General features: G+C 65.0%; 15 protein-coding genes. 4 read left to right on the top strand and 11 right to left on the bottom strand.

The window, feature by feature from the left end:
- Window positions 1-30: 30 nt before the first annotated feature.
- Window positions 31-1,290 carry an ABC transporter substrate-binding protein gene (locus EJ903_RS06945; RefSeq protein ID WP_126613462.1) on the bottom strand — a complete coding sequence of 420 codons (1,260 nt, stop codon included), beginning with the start codon at window positions 1,288-1,290 and terminating at the stop codon, window positions 31-33.
- Between the two features lie 109 nt (window positions 1,291-1,399).
- Here EJ903_RS06945 and EJ903_RS06940 point away from each other — a divergent pair, with 109 nt between their 5' ends.
- Window positions 1,400-2,866: a tetratricopeptide repeat protein gene (locus EJ903_RS06940; protein WP_126613460.1), complete on the top strand. Its 1,467-nt coding sequence runs from the start codon at window positions 1,400-1,402 to the stop codon at window positions 2,864-2,866.
- Window positions 2,867-2,920: 54 nt separating this feature from the next.
- Here the strand turns inward: EJ903_RS06940 and EJ903_RS06935 are convergent, their stop codons facing one another.
- On the bottom strand, window positions 2,921-4,972 hold the full coding sequence (locus EJ903_RS06935) for a methyl-accepting chemotaxis protein (protein WP_246015298.1): 2,052 nt from the start codon (window positions 4,970-4,972) through the stop codon (window positions 2,921-2,923).
- Window positions 4,973-5,241: 269 nt separating this feature from the next.
- Here EJ903_RS06935 and EJ903_RS06930 point away from each other — a divergent pair, with 269 nt between their 5' ends.
- Window positions 5,242-5,964: a metallophosphoesterase family protein gene (locus tag EJ903_RS06930; RefSeq protein ID WP_246015273.1), complete on the top strand. Its 723-nt coding sequence runs from the start codon at window positions 5,242-5,244 to the stop codon at window positions 5,962-5,964.
- 15 nt (window positions 5,965-5,979) lie between these two features.
- Here the strand turns inward: EJ903_RS06930 and EJ903_RS06925 are convergent, their stop codons facing one another.
- The 8 genes from EJ903_RS06925 to EJ903_RS06890 all read right to left on the bottom strand — a co-directional run bounded on the left by EJ903_RS06925 (window position 5,980) and on the right by EJ903_RS06890 (window position 13,306).
- Window positions 5,980-6,387 carry a hypothetical protein gene (locus EJ903_RS06925; protein ID WP_126613456.1) on the bottom strand — a complete coding sequence of 136 codons (408 nt, stop codon included), beginning with the start codon at window positions 6,385-6,387 and terminating at the stop codon, window positions 5,980-5,982.
- A gap of 180 nt (window positions 6,388-6,567) precedes the next feature.
- Window positions 6,568-7,056, bottom strand: coding sequence for a YajQ family cyclic di-GMP-binding protein (locus tag EJ903_RS06920; RefSeq protein WP_126613454.1), 489 nt, complete (start codon window positions 7,054-7,056; stop codon window positions 6,568-6,570).
- Between the two features lie 90 nt (window positions 7,057-7,146).
- A complete protein-coding gene (locus tag EJ903_RS06915; protein WP_126613452.1) occupies window positions 7,147-8,145 on the bottom strand; it encodes a peptide ABC transporter ATP-binding protein in 999 nt (332 codons plus the stop codon).
- On the bottom strand, window positions 8,142-9,134 hold the full coding sequence (locus tag EJ903_RS06910) for an ABC transporter ATP-binding protein (protein WP_126613450.1): 993 nt from the start codon (window positions 9,132-9,134) through the stop codon (window positions 8,142-8,144). Before EJ903_RS06910 ends, EJ903_RS06915 begins: the two co-directional genes overlap by 4 nt.
- 4 nt (window positions 9,135-9,138) lie before the next feature.
- On the bottom strand, window positions 9,139-10,041 hold the full coding sequence (locus tag EJ903_RS06905) for an ABC transporter permease subunit (RefSeq protein ID WP_126613448.1): 903 nt from the start codon (window positions 10,039-10,041) through the stop codon (window positions 9,139-9,141).
- A gap of 8 nt (window positions 10,042-10,049) precedes the next feature.
- A complete protein-coding gene (locus EJ903_RS06900) occupies window positions 10,050-11,060 on the bottom strand; it encodes an ABC transporter permease subunit (RefSeq protein ID WP_126613540.1) in 1,011 nt (336 codons plus the stop codon).
- 278 nt (window positions 11,061-11,338) lie between these two features.
- On the bottom strand, window positions 11,339-12,940 hold the full coding sequence (locus tag EJ903_RS06895; protein ID WP_126613446.1) for an ABC transporter substrate-binding protein: 1,602 nt from the start codon (window positions 12,938-12,940) through the stop codon (window positions 11,339-11,341).
- Window positions 12,941-13,054: 114 nt separating this feature from the next.
- Window positions 13,055-13,306 carry a hypothetical protein gene (locus EJ903_RS06890; protein WP_126613444.1) on the bottom strand — a complete coding sequence of 84 codons (252 nt, stop codon included), beginning with the start codon at window positions 13,304-13,306 and terminating at the stop codon, window positions 13,055-13,057.
- Here EJ903_RS06890 and EJ903_RS06885 point away from each other — a divergent pair.
- Both EJ903_RS06885 and EJ903_RS06880 read left to right on the top strand, forming a co-directional pair.
- A complete protein-coding gene (locus EJ903_RS06885; RefSeq protein ID WP_126613442.1) occupies window positions 13,305-14,216 on the top strand; it encodes a DMT family transporter in 912 nt (303 codons plus the stop codon). The genes EJ903_RS06890 and EJ903_RS06885 overlap by 2 nt on opposite strands.
- A gap of 38 nt (window positions 14,217-14,254) precedes the next feature.
- Window positions 14,255-15,112: a ChbG/HpnK family deacetylase gene (locus EJ903_RS06880; RefSeq protein ID WP_126613440.1), complete on the top strand. Its 858-nt coding sequence runs from the start codon at window positions 14,255-14,257 to the stop codon at window positions 15,110-15,112.
- Window positions 15,113-15,132: 20 nt separating this feature from the next.
- On the opposite strand, the gene EJ903_RS06875 is transcribed toward EJ903_RS06880, so the two are convergent.
- Window positions 15,133-16,758 (bottom strand): AMP-binding protein, encoded by a 1,626-nt coding sequence (locus EJ903_RS06875; protein ID WP_126613438.1) that lies wholly within the window; start codon window positions 16,756-16,758, stop codon window positions 15,133-15,135.
- Window positions 16,759-16,811 lie beyond the last annotated feature (53 nt).

Genomic DNA, 16,811 nt, shown 5'->3' with positions numbered 1-16,811 from the left:
TGTGTGGACGCACGCAGGGAACCGTGTGTCTCAGCGCTTGCCCCAGCCCGGAGCCGGGAAGACCGGGGCGGTTTCCGCCGAGGCCTTTGGCAGGACCACGGTCGGGCGCTGGTTGTGGTTTTGGACGCAGGCCGAAATCAACTGCGTGTTCTGGCCCTTCTCGTCAAAGGTGATGGCCGGGCCGACCATCATCTTGTTGGTCAAGTTGGTGGTGCGCAGCGCGGCCAGCAGGCTGGCCGAATCGGCGGACCCGGCGCGCTTGAACGCGTCGGCGGCGATCAGGATCGCTTCCAGGGTGAAGGCGACGTTGAAGGCGTAGCCTTCGAAACGGTCGCTGGGGAACTGCTTCTTGAACGCCGCCTCGACCGTCTTGGTCAAGGGGGCCTTGGGATCGTACCAGGGCAGGTTGGTGATGGCGTAATCGGCGTATTTGCCAAGCACCTTGTAGAACTGCTCGTCGTACAGGCCGGGCGAACCGGGGGACACGATGCCTTTGGGTTCCCAGCGCTGCTTGACCATTTCGCGCACCAGCATGATGGCGTCGTTGGCCCGCGTGGTGACGATGGCGAGTTCGGCCCCGGTCGCCTTGGCCTTGGCCACCTCCACCGCCAGATCCTGCGCCTTCGGGTCGTAGGAGATCGACTCGACCAGGGTGAAAGGCATGTCCAGCTTGGGGAACAGCGCGTCGAGCGCCTGGCGGTTGGCCATGCCGAAGGTGTCGTTGGCGTGCAGGAACACCGCCGATTTCGGCGTGGTCCCGGTGGCGGTGAACAGGTCCTTCATCAGCGACAACCCGTTCGACACCAGCATGGTGGAAGTCGGGAAGTTGCGGAACACGGTCTTGTAACCCTGCTCGGTCAGCCGGTCGGCGGCGGCGATGTTCATCACCAGCGGCACGCCGCGCTGTTCGCACACCTGGGCGGCGGCGGCGGTCTGGCCGCTGTCGAACGCGCCGACGATGACGTGCGCGCCATCGTTGATGAGCTTTTCCGTGCGCGACCGGGCGACGTCGACGTTCGATTCGGTGTCGGCGGACATCACCTCCACCTTGTAACCGAGATCGGCGAGCACGGCGGGGGCGATGTCGGCCCCGCGCTGGCAGGCCTGCCCCGCCTGGGCCAGCAGGCCGGAGCGCGGCAGCAGAACGCCGACCTTCAGCGTCGTGTTCTGGGCGAAGGCCGGGGCGCGGCCAAAGCCGACGAGCGCGCCACCGGCCAACGCGGCCTGGCCGAGCTGGCGGCGGGTGAGGGCGAGTCCTCCGGTGGAACGGTTCTTATGATCGTTGGTCATGGTTCGGGCTATGCCTTTGAGGGAACGGAACGATCCTGGTCAAGCGAGAGTCCACCCGCGCGCCCCGTTGTGTCAAAGTGGAATCTCAACCGCTTGACCGGATTTCCCCATGGCCACCATCGGCGAGGCGCTGGCCGCCGCCCTCGATCACCTGACCGCCGGACGCCACCCGCAGGCGCGCACGCTCTACCGCCGCATCCTCGACGCCGTTCCCGACCATGTGGAGGCGCTGTTCCGCATGGGCCTGTCGCATGGCCTGTGCGGGGAGCCGGAGAGCGCGCGTGGGTTCCTGCTGCGCGCGGTGGCCCTGGCCGACGCCGCCGGAACACCGGACCCGGAGGCGCTCTACACGCTGGGAACTGTTCATCATGTGGCGCTGGAGACGGAGGAGGCGATCGCCTGCTACCGCCGCGCCATCGCGCTGCGCCCGGATTTTCCCGACGCCGAATACCACATGAGCGAGGCGTTGCAGGGGATCGGCCGCATCGACGAGGCGCTGGCCGCGCTCGACACCCTGCTGACCCGCCATCCGCACCACCCCGACGGCTGGCGGCAGCGCGGCAACATCGAAGCGATGCTGGGCCGTCCGGGCGCGGCGGTCGGCTTTTACGAGATGGCCCAGGCGCTGGATCCGACGAACGCCACGCTGGCCGGGAGCATCGCCGAACAGACCGCCGCCTTTCACACCCGACGCGCCCTGCTGGACGCGCGCGGCCCCGACGGGCGGCATGATCTGCGCGACGTCACCTTCCTCATCCCCTTCCGCGCCGACAGCGAGGACCGCAAGCGCAACCTGCGCTGGATCGTGTCCCACCTGTTGAAGACGACCGACAGCGCGATTCTGATTGGGGAGGATTGCAACAGCACCGGAGCGGAAAGCGGCGAGGCCGCCGCCGCGCTGGGGCCTGAGCTGGCCGGGCGCTGCCGCCACCTGCGCCTGACCGGCAACGACACGCCCTACACCCACAAGGCGTTTCTCATCAACCGGATGGCCGAAGCGGCGGACACGCCCATCGTCGCCCTGCACGACACCGACATCGTCGTCGATCCCGTCCAATATGTATTGGCGCGCGACGCGGTGCGGCGCGGCGGCGGGCTGGTCTTCCCCTACAATGGCTGGTTTTTCTGGATCACCGGGCGGGAGGTGCACCGGTTCGGCTACACCCTGTCCGCCGCGCCGCTGAACGCGGTGTGCCCGCGCTTTCCGCTGATGCACCGCAACTCGCCGGGCGGCAGCGCCTTTTTCGACCGGGAGCGGCTGTTCGCGGCGGGCGGCTACAACGAGCGCTTTCTGTCCTGGGGCTACGAGGACGACGAGATCGTCGAGCGTTTCCGCCGTTTGGGGTTGAGCGTGGAGCGCACCCCCGGCCCGCTCTATCACCTGGAGCATGAGCGGCCGGAAAACTCGACCGACCAGAACCCTTTCATCGACGCCAACCGCGCCGAGCTGGAGCGCATCCGCCGGATCGATCCCGACGCCCTGCGCGCCGACATCGCCCAAGGCGGGCTGCGGCGGCCCCTGCTGACCCGCCGCGACCTGCCCGAAACGAAACCGCCCCCCGCTGCGCCCCTGTAAGGGCTGGGCGAGGGGCGTTGGTTTCCATGAGGGCGCGGTTCTTCAGAACGGGCGTCAGCCGTTCTTCGCGCGCACCCGATGAACGGCGGCGAAGAAGCCCTCGACCTCGGCGGTGAGCACGCGGGAGCGGTCGGCGACGCTGGCGGCGGCGGAGAGCACCTGACTGGCCGCGCTGCCGGTTTCCGCCGCAGCCCCCCGGATGCCGCCAACGGTTGTGCTGACCTCTTGCGATCCGTGCGCGGCCTGCTGGATGTTGCGGGCGATCTCCTCGGTCGCCGCCCCCTGCTGCTCGACGGCGGCGGCGATGGTCGAGGCGATGCGGCTGACCTGGGCGATGGTGTCGCCGATGCTCTGCATCGAACCGACCGTCTGTTCGGTCACGCTGCGGATCTCCTCCACCTGGGCGACGATGTCCTCGGTGGCCTTGGCGGTCTGGTTGGCGAGGTTCTTGACCTCCTGCGCCACGACGGCGAAGCCCTTGCCCGCTTCCCCGGCGCGCGCCGCCTCGATGGTGGCGTTCAGCGCCAACAGGTTGGTTTGGGCGGCGATGGATTGGATCAGCGTCACCACGTCGCCGATCTGCTGGGCGCCCTGCGCCAGCGCTTCGACCGTGGCGTTGGTGCGTTCGACATCGGCCACCGCCGCGCTGGCGATGCGCGCCGATTCATCGACCTGCCGCCCGATGTCGCGGATCGACGCCGAGAGCTGTTCGGTGGTCGCCGCCACGGTCTGGACGTTGCCGGAGGATTGTTCGGCGGTGGCGGCAACGGACACGGCCTGACCGTTGGTGCGGCTGGCGATGGTGGTCAAGGCCTCAGCCGTCGCCTTCAGCTGGACGGCGGCTGTGGACAGTTCGCCAGCCAAGCCACCGGCCTTCGTTTCGAAATTGCGTTGCAGCGTGGCGAGCGCGGCGGCTTGTTCCTGCTGCGCGGCCCATTCGGCCTTCTGCGCCAGATCAAGGTCACGGGCGCGGATCAACCCCTGTTTGAACACCTCCACCGCGTGAGCCATGGTTCCGGCCTCGTCCCGACGGTCGAGCGCTGGAACCGGAGTGTCGAGCGCGCCGTCAGCCAAGTGCGCCATCGCCGCCGCCATGCCGGTCAGGGGACGCGCCAGACTCCCGCCGATGGCCAAGGCGACCAGTGTGCCGATGGCCACGCAACCCAATCCAATGGTGGCGGACAGCCAAGCGAGGCGGTTGGCATCCTCCATGATGCTGGCCTTCGGCACAGCGACCACGAACGACCAGACAGCGCCGGTCCGACCCAGGCGGATCGGCGACACCCGGACATAGTGATCGCGACCAGACAACGCGGCGTACCCCTCATACGGACCGCCCGACGCGATGGCGCGCTGGGCGGCGGCGGGCAGATCATCGGCGGGTTTGGACAGGCGCGCGGCGTCGGGATGAGCGACATAGCGTCCGGAGGCGGACAGAACGGCGACATAGCCGGTTCCATAGGGCTTCACCGAACGGACGATGTCGGTCAGGCCAGACAGGGACAGATCAATCCCGGCCACGCCGACCACCCGACCTTGGTCGAGCACCGGTGCGGCGGCGCTGGTCATCAGCAGTTTGGTCTGATCGTCGAGATAGGGTTCGGTCACGACCTCTTTCTTCGCCGTCGCCGCCGCCTTGTAATACTCTTTCCCCTGCACCTCGGCGTAGGTCACACCATCGCTGTCGTCGGCCTTTGGGCCGCTGGAGGAGGGGAGCCACAGCAGGCTCATCCGCCCGGTTTTGGGCAGCCCCAAAATCTCGGCACCCGCCTTGCGGTCGGCAAAATCCGTGTCTTTCCCATCAAAGCCGTTGTCGGCCATGTCGATCCAGACCCCGGCGTAGAGCGGGGTGGCGTTGGCAAGCTCCTTGAGGTAGCGGTTGACCACGCTGCGGCGCGGATCGGGATGTCCACGCTCGACCACGGCCAACGCGGCGATGCCGCGCGCGTCTTCCACCGCCGCACCGATGTCGGCGGCTACGCGGGTGGCTTGACGTTCGGCCAGTTCGGCGGCCAGCGCGATCGCCGTCTCTTCCGCCGATTCCCGTGACACCATCATCGACACACCGGTGATCGCCGCTGCGCCAGCCGCCAGCACCGCAATCATGCCGATCACAATTTTCGTCCGCAGCCCCAACGCCATCCGCTTCACCGCAAGATCCAACCCTGTCATTCGAAAGATTGGACTCTCATATGCCTAACAATGAAGCAGCGCAACGGGATTTGAGACCCATTATCAAATCGAAATCCGCATGACAGCGCTCACAGGTTGCGTCTTGCGACGACAAAAGGAGCTGTCTAGACTTTACAGAACTGCAACAGAGGGGAACGGGAGTGCTTGGATCGCCCGGCCAATTCGCATCATCGGACACGCCGTTGGCACCGTCTGTGCCGCGTGGAACGCGAATCTATGCGGTTGGCGACATTCACGGACGACTCGATCTGCTTGATGCGTTGCTGGACCGAATCCAGTACGACGCCGAAGACGCCCCCAGTCTGCTCAAGTCTTTGGTTTTTTTGGGCGATTACATCGACCGTGGTCCGGAATCCGCCCGTGTGATCGAGCGGTTGATCCACGGTTTGCCCCCCATGTTCAGCGCCGTCTGCCTGCGTGGAAACCACGAGGATGTGATGCTGCGCTTTTTGGAGGATGTGCGCGCGGCCCCCGGATGGCTCACCTACGGTGGACGCGCGACGTTGGTCAGCTATGGAGTTGATGCTCCACCGCCCGACGCCTCGCAAACCCGCCTGATGATGGCACAACGTGATCTCAATCAGGCATTGCCCGATCATCACCGTGCCTTTCTCAGCGGTCTGCGCTGTCACGTCAGCTTTGGCGATTATTACTTCGTGCACGCCGGCGTGCGGCCCGGCGTGCCGCTGGACCGCCAACGGGATACGGATCGTCTGTGGATCCGTCAGGAGTTTTTGAATTCGCGCGCGGATCTCGGCAAGGTCATCGTCCATGGCCACACCGTGGCTGCAGAGCCGGAATCCTATCCAAACCGCATCGGCATTGACACCGGTGCCTATGCCACCAACCGGCTGACCGCGTTGGTGCTGGAGGGAACCGAACGCCGCTTTCTGTGCACCGCTTGACGTTGGTGGCGCAGCTTATGCCGCCGTGTTCTGGGTGAGGAGGGTGGTCAACCAGCGGAAATTGGCACCGTTGCCACTGGTGATCGCGCTTTCCACCACCTGAGACGCGCCGTTGGCATCGGGAAAGGCCAAATCCGGCGTCTGCCCTCCCTGGTCGTCCGCCGCGCCACCAACCTCTTGCGCGAAAAGGGAAACAGCCCCCACGCCCAACCGGACCGACGGTTGGCTGTTGGCGACGACGCCCGCACCGGATGCCGACAGATCGGATCCCTGATCGACACCGTTCAGCGTCTGGAGCATGGCCGCGAATTGACCCGCCAGCGCGCCCGCATCACGGGTCGCACCCGTGCCTTTGCGCTCCAGGACGTCTTCCGCCCGGATGCGCATCGCTTGCATGGCCTCGCTGTTGGCCATCATCGACATGGGACCACCCCTGTGGTGTTTGGCGAACCCACAGGCTCAAGCAAATTTCGCGCCAAGAGGAAGGGCCACAATCACAAGGCCAGACACGCCCGCAGGCCGATCCACTGGGCAAAAACATCCCGGAGACCGGCAAAAATTTCCTCCCATCCCGGCAGCTCTTGCCGGGATGGGAGATGGCGATCAATCGCGGAAATTGTCGTACTGCAACGGCTGTTCGATGCCCATGCGCTTGACATGGGCAATCGCCTCTTGCAGATCGTCGCGCTTCTTGCCGGAAACGCGCAGTTCATCGCCCTGGATGGAAACCTGCACCTTCATTTTGCTGTCCTTGATCGATTTGACGATCCGTTTGGCCAACTCCTGCGCGATTCCCTGTTTGACCGTGACGGAATGACGCAAGGCGTCGTTCGCCGCCCGCTCCGGTTTGGTGGAGAAATCCAGGGCCGAGGCGTCGAGCTTGCGCCGCGTTACATAGACCCGCAGCAGTTCCTGCATCTGCAAGAGTTTCGGTTCGTCGTCGGCCAGCAGAACGATGGTGTTGTCCGTGCGCTCCACCGTGCATTTCGACCCTTTGAAGTCGAAACGGGTTTCAATTTCGCGACGGACACCGGCGATGGCGTTGTCGATTTCGTGGATGTCCGTCTTGGACACGATGTCGAACGACGGCATGGCGGCTTTCTCCCTTGGGCAATACCGGAATTTGGCCGCACCCTAAAGAAGACGGCCGTTGCACTCAACAGCCGCCTTCAGTGCTGCCGATCAGGTCATCTGTTCGGCGTGGTGGCAGGCGACCAGACGGTCGTCCACCGGGCGCAGGGCCGGAACCTCCGCCGCGCAGCGGTCGGTGGCGAACGGGCAGCGCTTGTGGAAGGAACAGCCCGGCGGCGGGTTCAACGGCGAGGGCAACTCGCCCTTCGGGATGACCCGCTCAACCCGCAGGGCCGGATTCACGCGCGGGGTCGCCGCCAGCAAAATGCGGGTGTAGGGGTGGCGCGGGCGGTTGAACACCACGTCCTTGGCCCCATGCTCCACCGGCTTGCCCAGATACATCACCATGATGGCGTCGGCGATGTGACGGACGACGCTGAGATCGTGCGAGATGAACAGATAGGCGAGGTTCAGCTCCTCCTGCAAATCCATCATCAGGTTGAGAACCTGCGCCTGGATCGACACGTCGAGCGCCGACACCGGTTCATCGGCCACGACCACGCGCGGGTTGAGCATCAGGGCGCGGGCGATGGCGATGCGCTGGCGCTGGCCGCCGGAGAACATGTGCGGGTAGCGGTCGACCTGATCGGGGCGCAGCCCGACCTTGCCCATCATGGCGACGGCGCGCGCGCGCCGTTCGTCCTTGGGCATGTCGGTGTTGATGACCAGCGGTTCGGTCAGGATGGAGCCGACGGTCTTGCGCGGGTTCAGCGACCCGTAGGGGTTCTGGAACACCATCTGGACGGTGCGGCGCAGCTCCTTCAGCTCCGCCGCGCTGCGGCCCAGCACGGTGCGCCCGTCGTAATGAAGCTCGCCCGAGCTGGGCGGCTCGATCATGGTGACGGAGCGGGCCAGGGTGGATTTGCCGCAGCCGGATTCCCCGACCACGGCCAGCGTCCGCCCGGCCTGAAGCTGGAACGACACGCCGTCCAGCGCCTTGACCGTCGCCATCGGTTTGAACACGCCGCGTTTGACGGCGTAGTGTTTGCGCAGGTTGTGGGCTTCCAGAACGACGGGGCTGTCGGTGGTGGTCTGCGTGGTGCTGGTCATTGGATCGCCCCTTCGGCACCCAGGTGCCCGTCAGGCAAGGGGAAAAAACAGCGGGCAAGGCCGTTGTCCACGTCGGTCAAGGCTGGGCGTTCGGCCCGGCAACGGTCGGTCGCAAAGCGGCAGCGCGGCCCGAACAGGCAGCCCGCCGGGCGGTCGGCGATGCCGGGAACCATGCCCGGAATCGTCGGCAGGCGGCGCTTGCCCAAGGCCCGTTCCGGCAGCGCGTCGAGCAGCGCCCCGGTGTAGGGGTGGCGCGGGCGGGCGAACAGATCGGCCACCGGCCGGGTTTCCGCCACCTGCCCGGCGTACATCACCGCGACCCGCTGGGCGGTTTCCGCCACCACGCCCATGTCGTGGGTGATGAGGATCAGGGCCATGCCCCGTTCCTTTTGCAGGCGGACCAGCAAATCCAGGATCTGCTTTTGGATGGTGACGTCCAGCGCCGTCGTCGGCTCGTCCGCCACCAGCAGGCGCGGGTTGCAGGCGATGGCGATGGCGATCATCACGCGCTGGCTCATGCCGCCGGAAAGCTGGTGCGGGAAGGCCGACAGCCGGGTTTCCGGGGCGGGAATGCCCACCTGCTCCAACAGGGCGATGGCGCGGTGACGCAGCGCCTTGCCCGACAGCCCTTCATGCACCCGCAGGGTTTCCATGATCTGGAAACCAACGGTGAAGCAGGGGTTCAGGCTGGTCATCGGCTCCTGGAACACCATGGCGATGTCCTTGCCGGTGATCTTGCGCCGCTTGGACGGGGCCAGCGTCAGCAGGTCGGTGCCGCCGAACATCATGCGGTCGGCGACGATGCGCCCGTTGCTGCCCAGCAGCCCCATGACCGCCAGCGACGTGACCGATTTGCCGGAGCCGGATTCACCGACGATGCCGACGACCTCGCCCTCGTCCACGGTCAGGTCGATCCCATCCACCGCGCGGAAGGTCCCGGCGCGGGTGGTGAACTCGACCGACAGGTTCTTGATGTCGAGAAGAGGCATGGCGTCAACGCTTCAGCTTGGGGTCGAGCGCGTCGCGAAGACCGTCGCCCAACAGATTGAAGGCCAGAACCGTCACCAGGATCGACACGCCGGGCCAGGTGACGACCCACGGCGCGCGCTGGAGGAACTGGAGGGAGGAGGCCAGCATCGTGCCCCATTCGGGCGTGGGCGGCTGCGCCCCCAGACCCAGGAAGCCCAACGCGGCGGCGTCGAGAATGGCGGTGGAAAAGCCCAAGGTTGCCTGGACGATCAGCGGGGCCACGCAGTTGGGCAGCACCACGATCAGCATCAGGCGCAGCGGCCCGGCCCCGGCAACGCGCGAGGCGATCACATAGTCGCGGTTCACCTCCGCCAGCACCGCCGCGCGGGTCAGGCGGGCGTAGTGCGGGATGACCACGACCGACACCGCGAGCATGGCGTTGACCAGCCCCGGCCCGAGGATGGCGGCCACCACCACGGCCAGCAGCATGCTGGGCAGCGCCAGCAGGATGTCCATGACGCGCATGATCAGCACATCGACCATGCCGCCGAAGAAGCCGGCGACCATGCCGAAGGCCAGCCCGACCGCCAGCGACAGCGTAACGACGATCACGCCGATCATCATCGACAGCCGCGCGCCGTACATCAACCGGGACAGCATGTCGCGCCCGATGTCGTCGGTGCCCAGAATGAAGCGCCAGCTTCCGCCATCGGCCCAGACCGGCGGGGTCAGGATGGCCTCGCGGAACTGGATGTTGGGGTCGTGCGGGGCCAGCCATTCGGCGAACAGGGCGATCACGGTGATGGCCAGGATCACCGCCAGCCCCAGCAGCGACCCCTTGTTCTGTTTGAAGTGATACCAGAATTCCAGCAGCGGATGCGGCGGACGCGACACCGGCGCGGCGGCGGGGGATTGGGAAGCGGACATGGGAACACTCACCGCGCGTGACGGATTCGGGGGTTGAGGACGCCGTACAGCACGTCAACCAACAGGTTGACGGCGATCACCGAGGTGGCGATCAGCAGCACGCCGCCTTGCAGCGCCGGGTAATCGCGGCGACCGATGGATTCGATCAGCCATTTGCCGATGCCGGGCCAGGAGAAGATGGTTTCGGTCAGAATGGCCCCGCCCAGCAGCGTGCCGACCTGAAGCCCGATGACCGTGACCACGGGGATCAAGGCGTTGCGCAGCGCGTGCATCCCGATCACCCGGCTGTCCGACAGCCCCTTGGCGTGGGCGGTGCGGATGTAATCCTCGCCCAACACCTCCAGCATCGCCGACCGGGTCATGCGGGCCACCACCGCCAGCGGAACCGTGCCCAGCACGATGGTCGGCAGGATCAGATGGCGCAAGGCCGACCGGAAGGCGTCGTATTCACCCGCCATCAGCGTGTCGATCAGCATGAAACCGGTCTGCGGTTCGATGTAGTAGAGCAGGTCGAGGCGCCCCGACACCGGCGTCCAGCCCAGCGCGACCGAGAAGAACAGGATCAGCAGCAGGCCCCACCAGAAGATCGGCATGGAATAGCCGGTCAGGCTGATGCCCATCACCCCATGGTCGAACAGCGAGCCGCGCTTGACCGCCGCCAGGATCCCGGCGGGCAGGCCGATCAGGGTGGCGAACAGCATGGCGGACAACGCCAGTTCCAGCGTGGCCGGGAACAGGGTGACGAATTCGGTCAGCACCGGGTTGTGGGTGATCAGCGAGACCCCGAAATCACCGTGCAGAACGTTCCACACATAATCCAGGAACTGCCGCCACAGGGGCAAATCCAGCCCCAACTCGTGCCGGAACTGGGCCAACCGCTCGGGCGAAATGCCGCGCTCGCCGACGCGAACCTCAATGGGATCGCCGGGCACGAGCCGGATGAGAATAAAGGTCAGAAAGGTGATGCCGAGAAAGGTTGGAATCACCAAGCTCACCCGCGTCAGGATGAAGCGCAGCATCGCGTTGTCACTCTTTTGAAAGAAATCGGTCATACACCGCGCGTCACCGTGCTTTTTAAAACCACGGACAGAAAGCGCGTTATCAGATCAAAACCACCGCCCCATCAAACACACACACCCTTCAAACGCAAAGCGGGCACGGCGTAGAGTGGAACAGGCTTAAGCACGGGCAAGCTGGGGTGGTGCGGTTCACCGTCCCCGGATGCGACTCTCCCCTCCCGCCCGGCGGCGTGACATCACATCCGGGGGCGAGAGGGGAGGATCGTCCGTTCAAACGGTCACTGCTTCAGATCAAGGCCGTCAAAGTAATGGATGCCGAACGGATCCATCTTGTAACCCTGAACCGCCTTGTTCAGACCCATGTACACGACCGAATGGGCAATGGTGTACCAGGGGGCTTCTTCCTTGAAGATGACCTGGGCCTGCTCATACAGCTTGGTGCGGGCGGCGATGTCGTTCGTGCGCTTGGCCTGAACGACCAGGCTGTCGAACTCCTTGTTGCACCACTTGGACAGGTTGTTCCCGCCGGGGCGGGCGGCTTCGCATCCGAGCAGCGTGTAGAGGAAGTTGTCAGGGTCGCCGTTGTCGCCGGTCCACCCCAGCATGCCCATCTGCTGCTCGCCCTGCTGCATGCGCTTGCGGTATTCGCCCCACTCGTACTGGACGACCTTGGACTTGATGCCGACCTTGGCCAGATCGGCCTGCATCATCTCGGCCACGCGCTTGGCGTTCGGGTTGTAGGGGCGGGACACCGGCATGGCCCACAGGTCGGTTTCAAAGCCGTTCGGATAGCCCGCCTCGGCCAGCAGCTTCTTGGCGCGCTCCTGGTCGTACGGGTAATCCTCGATCGCCTTGTTGTAGGACCACATGGTCGGCGGGATCGGGTTCTTGGCGGGGGAGCCGGCACCCTGATAGACCGCGTCGACGATGGCCTTCTTGTCGATCGCCATGCTGACCGCGCGGCGGACCTTTACGTCGTCAAACGGCTTCTTCAGCGTGTTGAAGGCGAGGTAGCCGACGTTCAGCCCTTCCTGCTCCTGCACATTGATCGACGCGTCCTTCTTCATCGCGTCGAGATCGGCGGGGTTGGGATAGGACATCACGTGGCATTCACCGGCCTTCAGCTTGGCCAGACGGACCGCCGCGTCGGGGGTGATGGCGAACACCAGATTGTCGATGGCCTGCTTGCCACCCCAGAACGCATCAAACGCCTTGAAGCGGATGACGGCGTCCTTCTGATAGGCGACGAACTGGAACGGGCCGGTGCCGATGGGGGCCTGATCGACCTTTTCCGGCGTGCCCTTCTTCAGCATCGCTTCGGCGTATTCAGCCGAATGGATGCCCATGAAGGGCATCGCGACGTTGGCCAGGAACGGGGCCTCAATCGCGTTCAAGGTGATCTTGACGGTCAGGGCGTCGACCTTCTCAACCGACTTCAGCAGAGAAGGCATCGCCATGTCGGCGAAGTAATCGTAAGCACCGCCCGACACCTTGTGGAACGGATGTTCCTTTTTCCATTGTCGTTCGATCGACCAGATCACATCGTCGGCGTTCAGATCGCGGGTCGGTTTGAAATCGTTGTTGCTGTGCCACTTGACCCCGGCGCGCAGCTTGAAGGTGTAGACCAACCCGTCGTCGGAGATCGTCCAGGATTCCGCCAAACCGGGCACAACCTTGGTGCCGCCGCGTTCAAACTGGACCAGGGTGTTGATGACCGGCAAAGCCGCGTCCCAGCTGGTTCCGGTCGTGTTCAACGCCGGGGTGAAGTTCTCGGGGCTGCCCTCGGAGCAATACACAAGGGTTTTGGCGGCCTGAGCGGGTGCGGCCAGCGCCAGCGCCGCAGCCATACCAAGCCCGGCACCCAGCAGGATGCGCTTCATTCTTTGGTCTCCCGATTCCCGTTGTGACGATCTTTGATGAGCCGTTCGGCCTTGGGATCTTGGGGTATTTGGCTCGCGCTTGCGTCACCTGTCAACGTCAACATGCATACGGCGCTACTCTACTCTTCGGAGCATTCCACCAGCGCTGAAAATGAGCGAATCCGCACGTTTTTTTACTTCAAAACGAAACAGTTGCAAACGCAATTGAATTGTTTCTCCCGGAAACAGATTGCCTCCCAATCGAATCAGTCCACCTTCTGCGAACATCTGCCATGCAGAGCCAACGCTCCCTTCGGTTCCATGGCGTGATAGGTTTTTGCGATTCGGCTCTGCGTTGCCCTCCTTCCAGCGGCGTTTCCCATCCATGCATTTCCTGTTGAGCCGTGGTCCGGTGGCTGTGATCGGCCTCTACCTGATCGCCTCGGCGCTTTTGGCTTCAAACCCGGTGTTGGGGCGGGCCGTGGCGCACGCTGTGCCACCGGTTGGCATGGCGTTCTGGCGTTGGCTTCTGGCCTTTCTCATCGTTCTGCCGGTGGCGCTGCCCGGTTTGCTGACCCACCGTCACCGCCTGTTGCGGGATTGGCGGCGCTTCTTGTTGCTGGGCGTGTTGGGGCAGGGAATCTCCGGGGCCATTGTCTATTATGGCCTGGTCCACACCAGCGCGACCAACGCCAGCCTGATTTACGCCACCAGCCCGGCGATGGTGCTGGGGATTGCCGCTGCATGGTTGGGAGACCCCATTCGCCCGCGTCAGATCGCGGGCATTGGGCTGGCGATGGCCGGGGTGGTGGCGATCCTGACGCGGGGTGATCCGGGCGCGCTGCGCACCCTGTCCTTCAACACCGGGGATCTGCTGGTTCTGGTCGGCGCGGTGTCCTGGTCGCTCTACACCATTCTCCTGCGGCAGACGAGCAACCCATTGCCGGTTGTGACCAGCTTTGCCGCCAATGCCCTGGCGGGCGTGATTGTGCTGGCTCCCTTTTACGTGTGGGAGGGCATTGCCGTGCGACCGATGCCGCTGACCCTCACCACGCTGCTGTCCATTCTGGCCGTGGCGCTGTTCGCGTCGGTCCTGGCGCTGCTGGCCTATCAAAAGGCGATTGCGTGGATGGGGGCGGCGCAGGCGGCCACAACCCTGTATGTCTCACCTTTGTGGGCGGCGTTGGCGTCCTGGCTCCTTCTGGGCGAAGGGCTGGAATCGTTTCATCTGCTCGGTGCGGCTCTGGTTCTGCCCGGCGTCACCTTGGCAACCGTGCCACCCCGCCCGTTGGCGTGATGGCGATGACCCGTATCGCCTCCCTGAAAGTGACCGCGATGACTGTGCCCGTTGTGATTTGTGCCGATGACTATGGCTTGGCACCGGGGGTCAACCTTGCCATTCGTGAGTTGATCGCCTTGGGCCGCATCACGGCCACGTCGGTGATGAGCCTGTGCCCCCATTGGGAGGCGGAGGCGGCGGCCCTGCGCGCGGTGGCCGGTCACGCCGACGTCGGCCTCCACTTCACCCTGACCGACCAACGCCCGCTGGGACCGATGCCGCATCTGGCTCCCGATGGGCGATTGCCGTCGCTTGGTCGGTTGATGGCGATGGCCTATCGCCAGGCTTTGGATGCGGCCGAAATCCGGGCGGAACTCACCCGCCAGATCGACGCCTTCACCGCCGTATGGGGCAGGCCTCCGGCCTATATCGACGGGCATCAGCACGTGCACCAGTTGCCGACGGTGCGCGACGCGGTGGTCGATGCGGCGGCGGCATGGCCGGGGACCTATGTCCGTCGATGCGGCGAACCCATCGCAGCGGTTCTGGCCCGACGGGTGGCTGTCCCCAAAACACTGCTGATTGGCGGGCTTGGGTTCGGCTTGTCGCGCCGGCTCGACGCCCGTTCGATCCCAGCCAATGACCGGTTTGCCGGAGTCTATGATTTTGCCACAGCGGAACCCTTTGCCGCGTTGATGCCGCGCTTTCTGGCGGGTTTTCGCCATGGCAAAGCCGGGCGCAACCTGATGATGGTTCATCCTGGCTTGCCCGACGAGGCGCTGCGCCGGGTCGACAGCCTCGTGGAGCCGCGCCGCGCGGAGTATGAGTATCTCAAAGGGGCGGATTTCGCCGCGTTGTTGGAACGGCAGGGCATCCGCCCTGTCCGCTTCCAGGATCTTCCGTCAATCTCGTAGCGCTGCAACCAGGGCCTGCGTCAGACCTCCGGGTCGTTCGCGCGTTTGCGCAGCTTGAAGCGTTGAACCTTGCCGGTTTCGGTGCGGGGTAGAGCGTCGAGAAATTCCACCGCGCGCGGGTATTTGTACGGCGCGATGTGTTCCTTCACATAGCTTTGCAGATGTTCGATCAACCGGTCGTCAGGGTGCATGCCATCACGGATGACGACGAAAGCCTTCGGAATCGTGCCGCGCACCGGATCCGGAACGGCAACCACCGCGCATTCCTGCACCGCTTCATGCCCCAGCAGGATGTTTTCCACCTCAAGACCGGAGATCTTGTAACCCGCCGACACGATCAGATCGTCGGTGCGCGCGTGGTACCAGAAGAAGCCATCCTCATCGACATGGAACGCGTCGCCGGTCAGGTTCCATCCCTGTTGCACATAGGCTTCCTGGCGCGGATCGTCGAGATACAGACATCCTGTTGCCCCCCGCACGGCGAGCCGCCCGACCTGTCCCGGCGGCACCGGTTGGAACTGTTCGTCCACCACCATGGCTTCATAGCCGGGAACCGGTTTGCCGGTTGATCCGGGGCGAACCTCGCCCGGGACGGCGTGCAGAACAGCGTTCAACAGCTCGGTGGTGCCCAGGCTGTCGAGAATCTCCAGCCCGGTTGCGGCCCGCCACCCCTCGAAGGTGGGCAGCGGCAGCGGTTCGCCCGCCGACACGCACAGCCGCAGCGAGGTCAAACGGTCGGCCAAGTCCGGTTCGCTTTGCAGATGGGCGATCATGCCCCGATAGACGGTGGGAACCGTGAACATCACGGTGGCACGATGGCGGATCGCCGCGTCCAGCAAACGATCGTGCGTTCCGCGTTCCAGCAACACCACCGACGCGCCGATGCGCAGCGGAAACAACAGCAAGCCACCCAGACCATAGGCGAAGGCCAACGTCGGTGATCCGCAAAACACGTCGTCCGCCGTGGTGTGCAGGATCGAGCGCGGCGACAGATCGGCGATGGCGAGCAGGTGGCGGTGCAGATGCGCCGCCGCTTTCGGTGTGCCGGTGGTCCCGGACGTGAAGGCGATCAGCGCCACATCGTCGTTGGCCGTGTCGGCGGCGACAAAACCGGTGGGCTTGGTGGCGATCCGGTGCTCCAATTCGCCACCCTGGAACCCGACCAACCGCATGGAGGGCGGAGCCGCCTCCTCCAGATCATCAAGATAGCGTTGATCGCACAACGCCATGGTGATCGACGCCCGATTCAGAATGTCGGCCAGTTCCGGTGCGCGCAACAGCGGCATGGTCGGAACCAGCACGGCACCCGCTTTGATCACCGCCAGCCAGCAAACGGCCAGCATGGGCGTGTTCGGCCCCCGCAGCAAAACCCGGTTGCCGGGAACGATGCCGTAATCCTCCGTCAACACGCGGGCAACGCGGTCCACGGTGTCGCGCACCCGGCCGTAGCTCCACACCTCGTCCCCACCGATCAGGCATGGACGGTCGTCCCAACCGCGTTCCCGCCACCCGTCCAACAGGGTCGCGATGGCGTTCAGACGGAGCGGATAGGCCAGCTCGGGCCGGTCGAGCAGAAAATCGGGGCGTTGCGACGAAGGGGGAAGGCGGTCGCGGGTGAAGCTGTCGAGATGGCCGGAACGTTCCATGCGCTCACCGCCCCCCCGCCGACGCCGGAGCAGGGGTGTTCGGACCTCTCCGA

The sequence above is a fragment of the Azospirillum griseum genome (assembly GCF_003966125.1).
GTDB lineage: Bacteria > Pseudomonadota > Alphaproteobacteria > Azospirillales > Azospirillaceae > Azospirillum > Azospirillum griseum.
The sequence above is the reverse complement of the archived record's forward strand: the minus strand, read 5'-3'. Positions and strand labels throughout refer to the sequence as shown.

Bases quoted from the DNA above. Each gene is read 5' to 3' on its own strand.
- EJ903_RS06935 (WP_246015298.1), bottom strand. From the start codon at position 4,972: ATGATTGCGGTGCTGGCGGCTGGCGCAGCGGCGATCACCGGTGTGTCG.
- EJ903_RS06895 (WP_126613446.1), bottom strand. From the start codon at position 12,940: ATGAAGCGCATCCTGCTGGGTGCCGGGCTTGGTATGGCTGCGGCGCTG.
- EJ903_RS06910 (WP_126613450.1), bottom strand. From the start codon at position 9,134: ATGCCTCTTCTCGACATCAAGAACCTGTCGGTCGAGTTCACCACCCGC.
- EJ903_RS06905 (WP_126613448.1), bottom strand. From the start codon at position 10,041: ATGTCCGCTTCCCAATCCCCCGCCGCCGCGCCGGTGTCGCGTCCGCCG.
- EJ903_RS06880 (WP_126613440.1), top strand. From the start codon at position 14,255: ATGACTGTGCCCGTTGTGATTTGTGCCGATGACTATGGCTTGGCACCG.
- EJ903_RS06885 (WP_126613442.1), top strand. From the start codon at position 13,305: ATGCATTTCCTGTTGAGCCGTGGTCCGGTGGCTGTGATCGGCCTCTAC.
- EJ903_RS06925 (WP_126613456.1), bottom strand. From the start codon at position 6,387: ATGTCGATGATGGCCAACAGCGAGGCCATGCAAGCGATGCGCATCCGG.
- EJ903_RS06945 (WP_126613462.1), bottom strand. From the start codon at position 1,290: ATGACCAACGATCATAAGAACCGTTCCACCGGAGGACTCGCCCTCACC.
- EJ903_RS06875 (WP_126613438.1), bottom strand. From the start codon at position 16,758: ATGGAACGTTCCGGCCATCTCGACAGCTTCACCCGCGACCGCCTTCCC.
- EJ903_RS06920 (WP_126613454.1), bottom strand. From the start codon at position 7,056: ATGCCGTCGTTCGACATCGTGTCCAAGACGGACATCCACGAAATCGAC.
- EJ903_RS06940 (WP_126613460.1), top strand. From the start codon at position 1,400: ATGGCCACCATCGGCGAGGCGCTGGCCGCCGCCCTCGATCACCTGACC.
- EJ903_RS06890 (WP_126613444.1), bottom strand. From the start codon at position 13,306: ATGGATGGGAAACGCCGCTGGAAGGAGGGCAACGCAGAGCCGAATCGC.
- EJ903_RS06915 (WP_126613452.1), bottom strand. From the start codon at position 8,145: ATGACCAGCACCACGCAGACCACCACCGACAGCCCCGTCGTTCTGGAA.
- EJ903_RS06900 (WP_126613540.1), bottom strand. From the start codon at position 11,060: ATGCTGCGCTTCATCCTGACGCGGGTGAGCTTGGTGATTCCAACCTTT.